Annotated in this window: 15 protein-coding genes and 1 pseudogene; 11 read left to right on the top strand and 5 right to left on the bottom strand. The window is 70.2% G+C overall.

From position 1 onward, the window contains the following. Position 1: 1 nt before the first annotated feature. From HUW46_RS09075 to HUW46_RS49005, 3 genes and pseudogenes are all read left to right on the top strand, one after another. A complete protein-coding gene (locus HUW46_RS09075) occupies positions 2-1150 on the top strand; it encodes an ROK family transcriptional regulator (RefSeq protein ID WP_215546874.1) in 1149 nt (382 codons plus the stop codon). A 28-nt stretch (positions 1151-1178) separates the two neighbouring features. Beyond that, a complete protein-coding gene (locus tag HUW46_RS09080) occupies positions 1179-2630 on the top strand; it encodes a M81 family metallopeptidase (protein WP_215546875.1) in 1452 nt (483 codons plus the stop codon). Positions 2631-2973: 343 nt separating this feature from the next. After that, positions 2974-3483, top strand: a pseudogene (locus HUW46_RS49005) (DUF222 domain-containing protein); the annotation flags it as partial. 316 nt (positions 3484-3799) lie between these two features. On the opposite strand, the gene HUW46_RS09090 reads toward HUW46_RS49005, so the two are convergent. Continuing rightward, on the bottom strand, positions 3800-4240 hold the full coding sequence (locus HUW46_RS09090; protein WP_215546876.1) for a nuclear transport factor 2 family protein: 441 nt from the start codon (positions 4238-4240) through the stop codon (positions 3800-3802). A 116-nt stretch (positions 4241-4356) separates the two neighbouring features. Between HUW46_RS09090 and HUW46_RS09095 the strand changes: the two genes are divergently transcribed. From HUW46_RS09095 to HUW46_RS09110, 4 genes are all read left to right on the top strand, one after another. Then, on the top strand, positions 4357-5079 hold the full coding sequence (locus HUW46_RS09095; RefSeq protein ID WP_215546877.1) for a GntR family transcriptional regulator: 723 nt from the start codon (positions 4357-4359) through the stop codon (positions 5077-5079). Then, on the top strand, positions 5079-6209 hold the full coding sequence (gene solA, locus HUW46_RS09100) for an N-methyl-L-tryptophan oxidase (RefSeq protein WP_215546878.1): 1131 nt from the start codon (positions 5079-5081) through the stop codon (positions 6207-6209). Before HUW46_RS09095 ends, solA begins: the two co-directional genes overlap by 1 nt. 82 nt (positions 6210-6291) lie before the next feature. Next, entirely contained in the window at positions 6292-7740 is a 1449-nt protein-coding gene (locus HUW46_RS09105) for a sodium:solute symporter family protein (RefSeq protein ID WP_215546879.1), read from the top strand. Next, a complete protein-coding gene (locus HUW46_RS09110; protein WP_215546880.1) occupies positions 7737-8867 on the top strand; it encodes an NAD(P)/FAD-dependent oxidoreductase in 1131 nt (376 codons plus the stop codon). The genes HUW46_RS09105 and HUW46_RS09110 overlap by 4 nt, the downstream gene beginning before the upstream one ends. A 1-nt stretch (position 8868) precedes the next feature. Here the strand turns inward: HUW46_RS09110 and HUW46_RS09115 are convergent, their stop codons facing one another. Further along, positions 8869-9816 carry an Ldh family oxidoreductase gene (locus HUW46_RS09115; RefSeq protein WP_215546881.1) on the bottom strand — a complete coding sequence of 316 codons (948 nt, stop codon included), beginning with the start codon at positions 9814-9816 and terminating at the stop codon, positions 8869-8871. 70 nt (positions 9817-9886) lie between these two features. After that, complete coding sequence (locus HUW46_RS09120; protein ID WP_215546882.1) at positions 9887-10480, bottom strand: TetR/AcrR family transcriptional regulator; 594 nt, start codon at positions 10478-10480, stop codon at positions 9887-9889. 81 nt (positions 10481-10561) lie between these two features. On the opposite strand from HUW46_RS09120, the gene HUW46_RS09125 reads away from it, so the two are divergent. The 3 genes from HUW46_RS09125 (at position 10562) to HUW46_RS09135 (ending at position 12222) form a co-directional block, all read left to right on the top strand. Beyond that, positions 10562-11131, top strand: coding sequence for a GNAT family N-acetyltransferase (locus HUW46_RS09125; protein ID WP_215546883.1), 570 nt, complete (start codon positions 10562-10564; stop codon positions 11129-11131). Beyond that, the gene (locus HUW46_RS09130) at positions 11131-11829 is read left to right on the top strand and encodes a CPBP family intramembrane glutamic endopeptidase (RefSeq protein WP_215546884.1); all 699 of its coding nucleotides are present in this window, start codon (positions 11131-11133) and stop codon (positions 11827-11829) included. Before HUW46_RS09125 ends, HUW46_RS09130 begins: the two co-directional genes overlap by 1 nt. A 102-nt stretch (positions 11830-11931) precedes the next feature. Further along, positions 11932-12222, top strand: a complete 291-nt coding sequence (locus HUW46_RS09135) for a hypothetical protein (RefSeq protein ID WP_215546885.1) — start codon at positions 11932-11934, stop codon at positions 12220-12222. Here HUW46_RS09135 and HUW46_RS09140 read toward each other — a convergent pair. Beyond that, complete coding sequence (locus tag HUW46_RS09140; RefSeq protein WP_254125968.1) at positions 12191-12823, bottom strand: pentapeptide repeat-containing protein; 633 nt, start codon at positions 12821-12823, stop codon at positions 12191-12193. The two genes, HUW46_RS09135 and HUW46_RS09140, sit on opposite strands and share 32 nt — an antisense overlap. A gap of 55 nt (positions 12824-12878) precedes the next feature. On the opposite strand from HUW46_RS09140, the gene HUW46_RS09145 reads away from it, so the two are divergent. Beyond that, complete coding sequence (locus HUW46_RS09145; RefSeq protein WP_215546887.1) at positions 12879-13718, top strand: phosphoribosylaminoimidazolesuccinocarboxamide synthase; 840 nt, start codon at positions 12879-12881, stop codon at positions 13716-13718. On the opposite strand, the gene HUW46_RS09150 is transcribed toward HUW46_RS09145, so the two are convergent. Then, entirely contained in the window at positions 13715-14347 is a 633-nt protein-coding gene (locus tag HUW46_RS09150; RefSeq protein ID WP_215546888.1) for a TetR/AcrR family transcriptional regulator, read from the bottom strand. The two genes, HUW46_RS09145 and HUW46_RS09150, sit on opposite strands and share 4 nt — an antisense overlap. Between the last annotated feature and the right edge of the window lie 29 nt (positions 14348-14376).

A 14376-nucleotide genomic window follows, 5' to 3' on the forward strand; every position in this document is an offset into this window, starting at 1 on the left:
GATGTTCGAACAAAGTGGGCAGCCAGAAGAACCGGGTTCGGCCGCGCACATCCTGCGGCTGGTTTCCACCGGCGAAGCGATGTCGCGTTCGGACCTGGCCAGGGTGCTCGGCGTCGCGAGATCCACCGCCTCGCTGCGGGTGCAGGAGCTGATCGACGCCGGGCTGGTGTCCGAAACCGGCGAAGGCCCGTCGCGCGGCGGCCGACGGCCCCGCCTGCTGCGGGCCCGAACCGACGGCGGGTTCGTGCTCGCCGCGGATCTCGGCACGCGGCACGTCCGCGTCGGCGCCATGACCCCCGCGCGGGACCTCGTGCGCACCGCCGAGTACGAACTGGACATCGCCGCCGGACCGGACACCGTGCTCACCGAGCTGCGCTCGATCGCCGCCGACTTCACCGCGCACGAAGCACTCGCCGGGATGCGGCTCATCGGCGTCGGCATCGGCCTGCCCGGTCCCGTCGACGCGGGCCGGGTGTCCGGCCCGTCCCGGATGCCCGGCTGGCACGGCTACTCCGTCGGCACCCGGCTCGCGGACGCCTTCGGCGTGCCCGTCACGGTGGACAACGACGCGAACATCGTGGCGCTCGGCGAATACCACGTGCGGGGCCGCGACCGCGAAACCCTGCTCGTGGTCAAGGCGGGCACCGGGATCGGCTCCGGGCTCGTGTCGTCGGGGGTCGTGCACCTCGGCGCGCACGGGGTCGCTGGCGACGTCAGCCACGTCCGGGTCTCCGCCGCGGGCGAACTTCCGTGCAGCTGCGGCAACACCGGCTGCCTGGAAACCGTGGCGAGCGGCGCCGCGCTGCTGGCCACCTTGCGGGACAAGGGAATGGAGGTCGGCAGCACCGAGCGGATCGCGGAACTGGCCGCCAACGCCGACCCCGCGGTGACCTCGCTCGTCCGGTTCGCCGGGCGCGGGCTCGGCGAGGTGCTGTCCACTGTGGTCAACTTCGTCAATCCGCACGCCGTGCTGCTGTACGGGCGGCTCGCCACCATCGAGCCGTACGTGGCCGCGGTGCGGGGGGCGTTGTACGAGCGGTGCCTTCCCATCGCCACGCAGGACCTCGAAATCGGCGTCGCCGCGGCCGGGGTCGACGCGGGCGTGCTCGGCGCCGGGCTCCTCGCGTTGCGCAACGCGCTCACCGTCTGATCATCCCTCCTCGCCGAAAGGATCGTCCGTGCCCTCGAAACCGCGTATCGGGATCGCCGGGATCGCCATCGAAAGCAGCACGTTCTCCCCGCACCGCACCGGAGTGGACGCGTTCACCGTGACCAGGGGCGCGGATCTCCTCGCCCGGTACGACTGGATGCCGGGCGAGCTGGGTTCGCGCGCCGAATGGGTCCCGTTGCTGCACGCCGTGTCCCTTCCCGGCGGCGCGGTGGAATCCGAGGTGTACGCGGCGTTGAAGGAAGAGATCGTCGCCCTGCTGGCGGCGGCCGGACCGCTGGACGGCATCCTGCTCGACATCCACGGCGCGATGAGCGTGGTGGGCATGACCGACGCCGAAGCGGATCTCGCCATCGCCGTCCGCGACGCCGTCGGGCCCGATGCGCTGATCTCGACTTCGATGGACCTGCACGGCAACGTCTCGCGCGCCTTCGCCACCGCGGTGGACCTGCTGACCTGCTACCGCACCGCGCCGCACGTCGACACCTGGGAAACCAGGGAACGCGCCGCGCGCAACCTCGTCGACCGGCTCGCCTCCGGCGGCAGGCCGCACAAGGCGTGGGTGCAGGTGCCGGTCCTGCTGCCGGGCGAAAAGACCAGCACGCGACTGGAACCAGCCGCGGGTTTGTACGCCCGCATCCCGGAAATCGAGGCGCGGGAAGGGATCCTGGACGCGGCGGTGTGGGTCGGCTACGCGTGGGCCGACGAACCCCGCTGCCAGGCGGCGGTGGTGGTCACCGGCGACGACGCCGCACTCGCCGTCGAAAGCGCCGGTTCCCTCGCCGCCGAGTACTGGCGCGCGCGGCACGAGTTCCCGTTCGTGGCCCCCACCGGGGACTTCGCTTCCTGTGTCCGGAAAGGTCTCGCGAGTTCCCTGCGGCCGTTCCTGATCAGCGACTCCGGTGACAACCCCACCGCGGGCGGCGCCGGGGACGTGTCGTGGTCACTGGGCGAGCTGGTGGACGACCCCGCCTTCTCTTCCGGTGCCACCGCCATCCACGCCAGCATCGTCGACCCCGACGCCGTCTCTCTCGCGGATGCCTCTGGGGTCGGTTCTCCGATTTCGGTTGCCGTGGGCGGAAAAATCGACCCGGGCCCTCGGGGGTCGGTCCCTCTGACCGGAGTGGTGGAATCGTTGCACGACGATCCCGTCGGCGGGCGGATCGCGGTCGTCCGGTGCGGCGGCGTTCATTCGATCCTCACGTCGCGGCGCAAGCCTTACCATCACGTACGCGACTTCACCGACCTCGGCCTCGATCCGTCCGGAGTGGACCTCGTGGTGGTGAAAATCGGATACCTGGAGCCGGAACTGTACGAGCTGGCCGCCGACTGGTTGCTGGCGCTTACTCCGGGTGGAGTGGATCAGGATCTGCTTCGGTTGGGACACAAGGGAATAGTGCGGCCGATGTACCCGTTCGATCCGGACATGGGTGATCCGGATCTTCGGCCCGTCCTGTTGTGATCGCAGGAGTCAAACAGCTTGCCGAGTCTGGCTTCCGGTTGCGGCGCTGCGGTGCCGGTCGCCGTGTCGAGCGGCAGTTTAAAGACAGCTTTGGACTGAAAGAGTGTGACTGGCTTGTCGAGGCCGGGCGCCGGTTGCCAGGTCGGCCGATTTTCCTTTTCTGGCAAGAGGTTTTCTATAGTCCACTTCAGACCGTCGCTCTGGTTCACCTGGATGGATCAGTCGAACCTCTGTGCGATCGCGGTAGAATTGTGGCGTGTCCGAGAACTCTTCCCTTGTACCGCAGCGGGAGCTGTGGCAGCTCGCTGCGTGCGAGAAGGCCGCGCTGCTGCGGGAAGAGTTGATGTCTTTGTGGCAGCAGGAATCCCGGGTCTGCCAAGTGATCGCGGAACTCGACAACGGCGGCTCCCACGAACTCGGATATCCCTCGACCACCGCATTGGTGGCGGAGGTTGCACGGACTGCCTCAGCCGCGGTGCGGAAACTGGTGGCACGGGCGCTCGCGATTAACCCCAGCCGGGGTATCGATGGCGCGGAGATTCCCGCTGCGGCGCCGCTGACCGGAGAAGCCGCCGCCGAAGGCGCGATCTCGCCACTGCACGTAGATGAGATCGTGTCGGCGCTGCAGGCCATCCCGGACACCGTGCCGGTCGACGAGCGCGAGAAGACCGAGAAGACTTTGGTCGATCTCGCTCGGAACGCGACCACGGCGGAAGTCGCCGCCGCGGGTCAGCGGTTGCGCGACACCCTCGACCCCGACGGCCGCGAACCCCGCGAAACCCCCGAACCGGCCCGCGTGTTCCGGTACCGGCAAGGCAAAGACGGCTCGATCAAGTTCGACGGCTACCTCGACCCGGTCTCCAGCGCGAAAACCCTCGCACTCCTGGAACCCCTGGCACTGCCCCATAAAAATGGTGGAACGGCGGCACCACCGACCTCGGCAACCTCGTCCTCCTCTGCGGACACCACCACCGCCTACTCCACAACAGCGACTGGAAAGTCCGCATGGTTAACGGGATGCCCGAGTTCACCCCACCGGAGTTCCTGGATCCCTGGCGAAGACCCCGAACCAACACCATCCACACCGCACAACCCCGCGCCGCCTGACCGGAACCCGCCACCCGGCGGCCCTAGCCACCATGTCCACAATGGATCGCGGCCCGCCGGTATCATTCAATCGGCGGAGATTCACGCGGATCTCCGAAGACCATGCGATGCCCGCGCGCGGTGTCCATGTACTCCCGCACCCGGTGCACCAGACCCTCCCGCAACTCGAAGACGAAGCAGTAGTCGTTGGCGTAGTGGCGGCCGTCCGCCAGGGTCGCCGTCATAGTCTCCTCCACGATCACCCGGTCGCCGTCGGCGTACAAGCCGTGGAAGGTGACCGTGACGTCGCGCGCGAACAAGCGGGGGAAGTCTTCGGCCAGGAAGCGCGCGATCACGTCCCTTCCGATCAGGTGGCTGGGGACGTTCAGCGCGATCGCGGTGGCATTGCCCGGCGGGGCGAGCCACTCGGCGTCGCCGGTGAAGACCGCGGCGATCCGGTCGGCGTCGTGGGTCGCGAAAGTTCGCCATGCGGCCTCGACGAGGGTGCGGCTGTCGTCTGACATGCCGCGATGCTAGGCGAGCACCCCTCGAAGAAGCTGGCGTCTTCGCGCCATCACCGACCAGTCACCGAGCGAACCGGCTATTGACCGGTCAAAATCGGTATTGCTAGGCTCATTCGGTGTCAGCACCTCTCTACCTGCGGATTCGCACTCAGCTCGAGGAGCGGATCCGCTCCGGAGACCTGCCGCCCGGCGCCCGGTTACCCACCGAGGCCGAGTTGCGGGAGCAGCACGGGATCAGCCGCGCCACCGCGCAGCGGGTCCTGCACGAGCTGGCGCAGGCCGGGCTCGTGGTGCGCCACCGGCGCCGGGGCACCTTCGTCGCCGAGGGGGTCCGCCAGGAGAACCTGCTGCGGCTGATCAACCCGCGGTTGCGCGGTCCGGAGATCCCGGGGCGGCACGCGGTGCACTCCGCGGCCGTGGTGCCCGCGGCGGAGTCCGAAGTGGACCTTCCCGGCATCGGCGGTGACACGCCGGTGACGCAGCTCGTCCGGATGAAGTTCGACGTGGACGACAACCCGCTCGCGCTCGAGATCACCGCGGTCCCGTTCGCGCTCGCGCCCCATCTGCTCGACGAGGACCTCGCCGAGCTGACCATGATGGTCTACTTCGGACGGACCGGGGTGCCGATCGCGCGGTCGCGGATGTACCTCGACGCCGTACTGCTCCAACCGCACCAGGCCGAGTTGCTCGCGATGGACACCACCACGCCGCTCGTCCGGCAGCGGCGCTACACCTGGCTCACGAACGGCGAGCTGGCCGAATCGGGCGCGTACCTCATGCGGCCCGGCGCGATGGAGTTCTTCGTCGAGCATTCGGTGCTCGCGGAAGGGGACCCGTGATGACGCAACCGAGGATCGGCGTGGTCGGCACCGGCGTGATCGGCGCGATGGCCGCGTGGCGCCTGGCCGCGCGCGGGCTGCGCGTGATCGCGTTCGACCGGTACGCCGGCGGGCACGACCGCGGCGCTTCGGCGGGCGAGTCCCGGATCTTCCGCACGATCTACAAAGAGGGCGGCGAGTACGTCCCGCTCCTGCTGCGGGCCGGAGAACTGTGGCGCGAGCTGGAAAAGACCGCGGGCCGTGATCTCCTCACCCGGTGCGGCGGGCTGACCATCGGCGCGCCGGACCATCCCGATCTCGTCGCCGTCCGCGCCTGCGCGAAGAAACACGACCTGCCGCACGAAGTGCTCAGTGCCGCCGATGCCGCCGAACGGTTCCCGCAGCACCGCCTCGATCACGGGGAAATCGCGGTACTGGACCCGAACGCGGGCGTGCTGCGGCCCGAGCCGTCGGTGCAGGCCGCGCTCGCCGAAGCGGCGCGGCTCGGCGCCGAGATCCGGCCCTACTCCCCCGTCACCGGCCTCGACGAGACCGCCACCGGCTGGCGGATCACCACCGGCGGCACGACCGCCGAAGTCGACCACCTGGTGCTCGCCCCGGGCCCGTGGGCGCGCGAAACCCCGCTGCTGCACGGAATCGCCGTCGAACCGCGGCTGATCACCGCGTGCTGGTTCGCCGCGCACGACGTGGCCGCGCACCGCCCCGAGAGGCTGCCGATCGCCGTGCGAAGGCATCCCGAAGCCGGGTTCTCCTGCTTCCCCGTGCTCGACGGGGTCGGCGTCAAGATCGTCCCGCACCACCTCGGCTGGCCCGCCATCGACGGCCCGGAAAGCTTGCCGCGCAACGCTTCCGTCGACTTCCTCAAGGCGGCCTCGGCCGCCGCCGCGCGGTTGCTGCCGGGGGTGCGCCCCGATCCCGTCCGCGTCACCACCTTCACCGAGGGCTTCACACCCGACGACCACGCGATCGTGGGCGCGGTGCCCAGACAGCAAAACACGACCGTCCTCACCGGATTTTCCGGGCACGGGTTCAAACTCGCCCCGGTCTTCGGCGAGATCGCCGCCGATCTCGCCGAACACGGCACCACCCGACACGACCTGACGCGGTTCGCCCCGTCGAGATTCGCCTAGGGAGAAACTCCGACGACGCAGAAACACCGCGCGCACCCCGCAGTGCGCGCGGCGGCCCTTTCCACCCTCTGGAGGGTTCACCATGCACCAGGGAACGACCGGTCAGATCATCGCGATCGTGCTGATCAGCATCGTGATCGTGGGCATCGGCGCGCTGCTGTCGATGTACTTCGGCCGCCGCGCGAAGAGCTCGGCCGACTGGCTCGCCGCACCGGAGTCGCTGCCGCTGGGGGTCGTGGTGATCACCCAGTTCGCCACCGCCGTCGGCGGTGGCGTGCTGATCGCGCACGTGGGCATCGCCTACTCGTCGGGCTGGTCGGTGTTCGCCTACGAGGGCAGTGTCCTGCTGGGATTCCTCGGCCTCGCGTTCATCGCGAAGTGGTTGCGGGAGCAGAGCTTCACCACCGTCCCGGACATCCTCACCAAGCTGTTCGGTCGCAACAGGACGGTCACCGTGGTGGCCGGGATCGCCGCGCTGATCGTGCCGTTCGGCTGGCTCGCCACCCAGTTCGTCTCGTTCGCGAAGCTGTTCGGGCAGCTCACCGGGATCCCCGCGGCGGTGCTGGTGATCGCGATCATGATCGGCTCGCTGGTGTTCGTGCTGCCCGGCGGGCTCACTTCGGTGGCGTGGACCGATTTCGTGTTCGGCATCTTCAAGATCCTGATGTCGCTGGTGATCGCCGGGTACGCGATCTACCTGGCGGGCGGCTGGTCCGGGATCACCTCGCGAGTGCCGGAAACCCTGTGGAGCGTCAAGGGAATCGGCGCGGCGGGCAGCGAGCAGATCTGGTTGTGGATCGCCGCGATCGTGCCGGGCACGCTGACGAACCAGCTCTACTACCAGCGGGTGTTCGCGACCAAAAAGGTCGGTGACGCGCGGCGCGGGCTGGTGCTCTCCGGGCTCACGATCCTGGTCGCCGGGGTGTACGCGGGCTGCATCGGGCTGGCCGTGCGCGCGATGAGCCCCGGGCTCGCCAACCCGGAGCAGGCCGCGGGCTGGCTGCTCACCCGGCTGCCGACCGCGCTGCTGGTGCTCTTCGGCGCCTTCCTCGTCGCGACGATCATCTCGACGACGGGGGCGGCGCTGCAGTCGGTGGTCGCGAACCTGACGCGCGACCTGTACCAGAACGTGTTCGGCGGGACCAGGGGCGACCGCGCGACGATCTCGCTGTCCCGCCTGTTCAGTGCCGGGGTGGCGGCGCTCGCCGCGGTGCTCGCGATCGCCTTCCCGAGCGCGCTGGGCTGGCTGGTCGCCAGCTACGCGTACTCGGCGGCCGCGCTCGCCGCGCCGATCTTCCTCGGTTTCGCGCTGCGCAAGCGTTTCACGCTCCGGCCCGCGGCCGCGCTGGCGAGCATGATCGCCGGGATCGCGGGCTGCGCGGCCGCCCAGCTCGCCGGCACGTCGGTGCCCTACGCGGTGTACGGGATCGCGTCCTCCGCGGTCGTGCTCGCCGTCGTCGGCATCGGCACCCGGGCTTCCATTCCGTCCACAGTAGACATGTCCAGTCCGGAGAGCAGGGAGATCGGGTGAGGATCGCAGTAATCGGCCTCGGCGTACTCGGCGCGAGCACCGCGAGGTCACTGGCGCTCGCCGGAGCCGAGGTGACGGTGTTCGAGCGGAGCGCACCGGGTGCCGGCACCACCGGCACCACGTTCGCCTGGGTCAACTCGCACCAGAAGAACCCGTTGAGCTACCACGACCTCAACCTCGCCGGAGTGCTCGAACACCACGAGCTCGGCGGCGAGGAGTTCCGCCCGACCGGCAACCTCGAATGGGCCGACGGGGCGGGCGGTGCCGAACGGCTCCGCGCGTCGACGGAGCAACTGCGGGACCGGGCGTACCCGATGGACTGGATCAGCCCGCGCCGGGCGCGCGAACTGGTGCCCGATCTGGTGGTCCCGCCCGGGGTCGACGAGATCGCCTACTTCCCGGAAGAAGGGCACGTCCTGCCGATCGTGCTGCTCGCACGGCTCTGGGGCGAGGCGCGTGACCACGGTGCCGTGCTCCGCTGCCCCGCCGAAGTCGCCGCGGTTTCCGGCGGCACGGTCGAACTCGCCGACGGCACGAGCGAATCGTTCGACACCGTGGTGCTCGCGACCGGCCGCTGGACCGAGGAACTCGCCTCGACGGCGTCGGTGACCATCCCGATGGCGGGCACCGAACCGGCGACGGTCGGCTTCCTCGGCTACACCGGCCCGGTCGCCGCGCGCGTGCCGTCGGTGCTGACCACACCGAGGCTGAACGTGCGCCCCGACGGCGGCGGCAGGCTCGTGGTGCAGGGGCTCGACCTCGACGCGGACGCGGATCCCGCCGCCGTGCCGCCCGCCGACGGCGAGCACGCCGCCGAACTGTGCGCGCGGCTGCGGGAGCTGGTCGCCGGTACCGAGGGCGTGCGGCTCGAATCGCTCCGGGTCGGGCAGCGCGCGATGCCCGCCGACGGGCTGACCGTGGCCGGGTTCGCCGCGCCACGGCTCTACGCGCTGGCCACGCACAGCGGGATCACGCTCGGCCCGCTCCTCGGGCGGCTCGCCGCGCAGGAGATCCTGGCCGAACGGGAGTCACCGCTGCTGGCGGACTTCCGGCCGGAGCGCTTCGACGGCGTCGACCGGTCGGAGTTGAAACCGCTGACCCGCGCGCGGTTCGCCGGTCAGCAATGACTCAGGTGGCGGGCGGCATCGGGATGCCGAGCTGCCCGGCGAGCGCGTTCAGCTCGCGGTAGAGCGCGGGCGACATCGGCACGCCGAGCGCTTCGCACTGCTCGGCGAACTGGGATTCCTTCCAGCCCGGGTAGCGGATCGGGGTGCCGCCCACGCCGCTGTCCCAGCCGAGCAGGCTGCCGAACAACGCGCTCGCCGCGCGCGCGAACCCGTCCGCGCTGCGCAGCGCGGGCGGGGCGATCGCGAGCACCAGCAGGCCGGTGTCGCGGTCGTGGTCGCCGACCCCGGAGAGCACCCCGGCGAGCACCTCGACCATCAACGCGAACCCGGCGGCAGGTGACTGCGGCCCGGTGGAGGTCAGCGCGTCGGCGGTGGCGTCGAAGACGAACGGGGCGTAGTCACCGCCGGGTGCCGCGATGCCGAGCGGGTTCACCCCCTGATCGCCACCCGCGGCCAGCACGACGCCGATCATGCCGTGCGAAAGCGCGCGCGAGGCGTGGTGCGCCGCCCTCCCGAACGCGCTGACCCCGCGCACCGACAGCAGTCCGACGCCGTAGCGCGCGGCCCTGACCACCGCGCGGTCCATCGCGTCGCTGACCGCCCACAGGCCGAGCGCCTTGCGGTAGTCGACCATCGCGGCCGCCCCGCGGTCGGCGATCACCAGCGGCTCCGCCCTCGGCCGCACCTGTCCCTCGTCGAACAGCGGGAGGTAGGTCCGGATCAGCTCGGCGACGCCGCAGTCCTTCACCCCGGCGAGGTCCCCGTAGCAGAGCGCGTGCGCCGCGATCCTCGCGCGCTCGGGCGGCAGGTCGTAGGCCGCGAACACCGACGCCGCGAACGCCACCAGGTCCTCGCCCACCACGCGGAGCCGTGCCTGTTCGGGGATCTTCGGCGGCGGCTCGACAGGGACGGGGCGGGACTGGCGGAAGGACAACGGTCTGAACGGCACTTCACCGAGAGTGCTGAGACCACACTGGACTGTCAACGAGGCGCACGGGGGCGCTACCCGACCGTGTGATTCAAGCGCCGCCGGGAAGTCCGTCGAGAAAACTGTCCAAAAGGGAGATTTGGCGCTCCGGTGGGAAATTTTCCGGATCGAACAGCACTTGGACGACGAGTCCGTGCGTGCACGACGCGGCGATCGCGACGAGATCGTCGGGATCCGCCGCCGCGTCCAGCTCGCCCCGCCGCTGCGCCTCGACGACGTGCGGACGCAGCCGGGCGCGCCAGTTCGCGTACCGCTCGGCCTCGCCCTTGTGCAGGGCGGGATCGGCGAGCGCGGCGCCCCAGAAGCCGACCCACATCCGGTTCATCGTCACCGCGTCCCGGGTCAGTGGCAGCACGTCGAGCAGCGCGGCCCGCAACGCGGCGAGGCCGGGCCGTTCCGGTTCGCGCCGGGCACGCGCCTGCGTCCGGTCGTCCGCGAGGCGCACGGCGTACCGCACGAGCGCTTTCTTGTTCGGGAAGTAATGCGTGACGAGCCCGGTGGACGCGCCCATCTCGGCGGCGACCGCGCGCAGGGTGAGCCCGCTGAACCCGTGCGCCGCGAGCACCCGCCACACCGCCTCGGAAACGTCCTCTCGCCGCGCGTCGTGGTCCCCGCGTGCGGGCATTGGCCACTCTCCGTCCTGGTCGGTTATCCTCGTGATCGTACATAACAAGTGTTATGTACGTTCGTACTGGAGGGGAACCCCATGCTCAGCCACCCCTTGGCGCCCGACGCCGAGCTGTGCCCGCTCGAACCCTGGAACGCCGAGGAGTTCGCGGCCCACGTCGACCAGGTCCGCGAGCACCTCGCGCCGTGGATCCCGTGGGCGCACACGGTCGTGGACACCGAGAGCGCGCGGGAACTCCTGCAGCGCTACGCCGACGCGCAAGCGCGGGACGAAGGCCGCCTCTACGGGATCCGGGTCGGCGGGAAGCTCGCGGGCGGCACTCTGTTCCGGACCTTCCACGTGCCGAGCGGCGTGTGCGAGGTCGGGGTCTGGCTCGATCGCGGCGCCGTCGGCCGCGGACTGGTCACCGCCGCGGTGCGCGCGATGGTGGACTGGGCGATCGACGTGCGCGGCATGGCGCGTGTCGAATGGCGCGCCGATCCGTCGAACACCCGCAGCGTCGCGGTCGCCGAGCGCCTCGGGTTCACCTTCGAAGGCGTGCTCCGGCAGACGTTCCCGATCGCGGGGCGGCGCCTCGACTCCGGGGTCTGGGCGATGCTGGCCGGCGAATGGCACGAGGCGAAGGCCGCCGCGCAAACTGGACGGTGATGACCGCACCCCAGCGCAGGAGGACGGCGATCGCCGCCGCCGTGCTCCTGCTCGCCGCCGCGAACTACCTGCCGAACCGCGTCCTGCCCGGCTGGGCGTACCCGGTCAGCGGCGCGGTGACGGCGGCGCTGCTGCTCCTGCTGGCGCGCTGGGCCGGTGTCCGCGCGCACGAATTGGGATTCGACCGCCGGTTCCTCGCCCGCTCGGCGCTCGCCGGGCTCTTCGGGATGGCCGTGGTCTCGGCGCTGTTCGCGATCGCTTTCGTCCTCGCGCGCCCGGTGTTCGACGACGGGCGGATCGGGCACCCCGGGGCCGGGCAGCTGCTCGTGCTGGCGCTGGTGCGGATCCCCTTCGGGACCGTGCTCGTCGAGGAGGTCGCGTTCCGGGGCGTGCTGCCCGCGTTGTTCGGTGGCGGCGAACGGTGGCGGTGGAAACCCGTGCTGTGCGCCTCCGCGCTGTTCGGGCTGTGGCACCTGCTGCCCTCGTTGGCGTTGAAGGAAAACGCCGCCGTGCACGCGGCGCTCGGCGGGGTTCCCTGGCTGATCCCGATCCTCGCGATGCTCGCCGCCGCCGCGGTGGGTGTGGTCTTCTGCTGGTGGCGTTACGCGGCACACGGCGTGCTCACCACGATCCTCATCCACTTCGCGACCAACTCGGGCGGCCTCGTGCTCGCCTGGTGGGTCGTCACCTACGGCTGATCTTCGTCCGTTCGGCCCAGGCACTCGCCGCACGGGGACGAATTCGGCCGCACAGCGCGGAAAACCCGTTTCGCTACCACTCCGCCGGGGCATTCCCCGGCCATGTCCACCTCACGAATCCACGGTGGCCGGGGCACGGCCGCACGAGTGGTGACCGGGATCGGCGCGCTCTTCGCGCTGATCGAAGTGGTCTACATCCTGATGGTCGTGCTCGGCGCGAACCAGGCGAACGCGTTCTTCGGGTTCATCCGGTCGATCGCCGACCCGCTCGCGCTGTTCTTCCCCGGCCTGTTCACCTTGTCCGACAACGATATCGGCGTCGTCATCAACTACGGGCTCGCCGCGGTCTTCTGGCTCGTCGTCACCGGGATCGTCGCCCGCGTTTTACGGTGACGCCCTCCTCCGCGACGGTCAGGCCCAACGCCGCCGCCAAGACAGCCGCCTGCTCAGTAGTGATGATCGCGCCAGCCAGCTCCGCGTTGACCGGGTCCAGCGCGCTCAGCTCGCTGCCGCGCAGATCGCACCGCCCGAGCTTGATCCGGTGCAGCTGCGCACCGGACAGATCGGCACCGGTGAGCGCGGCGTCGGTGAAATCGGCCCCGGTGAGATCCGCTTCCCGCAACCGAACCTGCTCGAACACCGAGTTGCGGAGATCGGCGCCGGGCAGCCCGATGAACGACCAGTCGCCGCCGTGCACCCGCATCGGCCGCACCGTCGACTCCTTGAACGTGCTCCCCATCAGCTTGCAGCCGGTGAATTCGGCGTCGAAGAAGTTGCAGCGCTGGAAAACGCAGCCCACGAACGCCGACGAAGAATGCTTCGAGGCGTTGAACCGGACGTTGCCGAAGGTGCATTCGGTGAAGACCGCGCCCTCGGTGCTCGCCTCGGTGAGATCCACTTCGTGGAAGGCGCAGTTCGTGAACGCCTTCGCGCCGAGCTCCTCGGCGTACCAGTCCTCGCGGGTGAAGGTCACGCCTTCGGTGGCTTCGGTCACGCCTACCACGGTAGCCCGGCCGGGTCGAGGGCCTTCGTGTGCTACAACGCTCCCCATGAAGCACGTGCACGCGGGCAAGGTCAGGGATCTCTACGAGCTCGACGGGGACCTGCTCCTGGTCGCGTCCGATCGCGTCTCGGTCTACGACGTGCCGCTGCCGACCCCGGTGCCGGACAAGGGAATCCTGCTCACCCAGCTCTCGATCTGGTGGTTCGACCGGCTGCGCGAGGTGGTGCCGAACCACGTGCTGTCGGCGACCGACGTGCCCGCCGAGTTCGCCGGGCGCGCGATCCGGTGCAAGCCGCTGGAGATGGTGCCGTTCGAATGCATCGCGCGCGGGTACCTCACCGGCTCCGGGCTCAAGGAGTACGAGCGCACCGGTTCGGTTTCCGGTGTGGCACTGCCGCCGGGCCTGGTCAACGGCGACAAGCTGCCGGAACCGATCTTCACGCCCACCACCAAGGTCTCCGAAGAGGGCGAACACGACGCGCCCATCACCTTCGACGCGATGGCCGCGCAGATCGGCCGCGACACCGCCGAGCGGCTGCGCGACCTCACGCTCGCCATCTACACCGAAGGCGCCGCGCACGCCGCGAAGAACGGCATCCTCGTCGCCGACACCAAACTCGAATTCGGCTTCGCCGCCGGCGGCGCGCTGACCCTCGGGGACGAGGTGCTCACCTCGGACTCCTCCCGGTTCTGGCCCGCCGACGAATGGGAGCCCGGCCACCAGCAGCACGCGTTCGACAAGCAGTTCGTGCGCGACTGGTCGGTCAGCACCGGCTGGGACAAAACCCCGCCCGGCCCCGAAATCCCGGCCGAGATCGTCGACGCGACCCGCGAGCGGTACCAGCGCGTGTACGAACTCATCACCGGCGAGAAGTGGCGCAGCTAGCGGTCCGCCACGCCTGCCATCGACGCGTCGTGAGCGGCGGTCGCGGCGCTCATCGCGATGAACTGGTCGGTCAGCCACGCGGCCAGCTCGGCCGCGGTGAGATGCCGTTCCCGCAGCCAGCTCAGCGTGCCGACCTCGACGGTGGCCACCCAGCTCCGCAGCGTCATCAACGTCATCGCGCTCGGCTCGGTGACCCCCGCCCTCGCGAGGATCTCGTCGACGGCGGTGCGGCGGACCCGGTCGATCAGCGCGGTGGTGTCCGGCGTCGCCATCACCGATCCGTTGCGCAGCAACGCCACCACCGACGGCTCGTGCGTTTCGGCGAAGCGCAGGAACTCGCCCAGCGCGGTCCGCAACTGCTCGGCGAGGGTCCCTTCGGACGGCGTGGTGAGCCGTTCCACAAGCCCGTCGACCGCGGTTTCGGTGGCCGCCACGAACGCTTCGGCCGCCGAGGAGAAGTACCGGTAGAACAACGCGCGCGACACCCCGGCCTCGGCCGCGATGTCGTCCGCGGAGACCTGGTCGACCGGCAGCCTCCCGAACACCGCGATCGCCGCGTCGATCAGGTGCGCGCGGCGCTGCTCCGGCGGGAGCCGCTTGCCTCGTGTGCTACCTCGTGTCACCGTCACCGCGCCCATGATGGCATCTATGGTCTTCG

Source organism: Amycolatopsis sp. CA-230715 (genome assembly GCF_018736145.1).
Taxonomy (GTDB): Bacteria; Actinomycetota; Actinomycetes; order Mycobacteriales; family Pseudonocardiaceae; genus Amycolatopsis.

What these genes read in the sequence shown, in the direction of transcription:
- solA (WP_215546878.1), top strand. Translation starts at nt 5,079, where the DNA reads ATGACGCAACCGAGGATCGGCGTGGTCGGCACCGGCGTGATCGGCGCG.
- HUW46_RS09130 (WP_215546884.1), top strand. Translation starts at nt 11,131, where the DNA reads ATGACCGCACCCCAGCGCAGGAGGACGGCGATCGCCGCCGCCGTGCTC.
- HUW46_RS09075 (WP_215546874.1), top strand. Translation starts at nt 2, where the DNA reads ATGTTCGAACAAAGTGGGCAGCCAGAAGAACCGGGTTCGGCCGCGCAC.
- HUW46_RS09125 (WP_215546883.1), top strand. Translation starts at nt 10,562, where the DNA reads ATGCTCAGCCACCCCTTGGCGCCCGACGCCGAGCTGTGCCCGCTCGAA.
- HUW46_RS09120 (WP_215546882.1), bottom strand. Translation starts at nt 10,480, where the DNA reads ATGCCCGCACGCGGGGACCACGACGCGCGGCGAGAGGACGTTTCCGAG.
- HUW46_RS09145 (WP_215546887.1), top strand. Translation starts at nt 12,879, where the DNA reads ATGAAGCACGTGCACGCGGGCAAGGTCAGGGATCTCTACGAGCTCGAC.
- HUW46_RS09090 (WP_215546876.1), bottom strand. Translation starts at nt 4,240, where the DNA reads ATGTCAGACGACAGCCGCACCCTCGTCGAGGCCGCATGGCGAACTTTC.
- HUW46_RS09105 (WP_215546879.1), top strand. Translation starts at nt 6,292, where the DNA reads ATGCACCAGGGAACGACCGGTCAGATCATCGCGATCGTGCTGATCAGC.
- HUW46_RS09135 (WP_215546885.1), top strand. Translation starts at nt 11,932, where the DNA reads ATGTCCACCTCACGAATCCACGGTGGCCGGGGCACGGCCGCACGAGTG.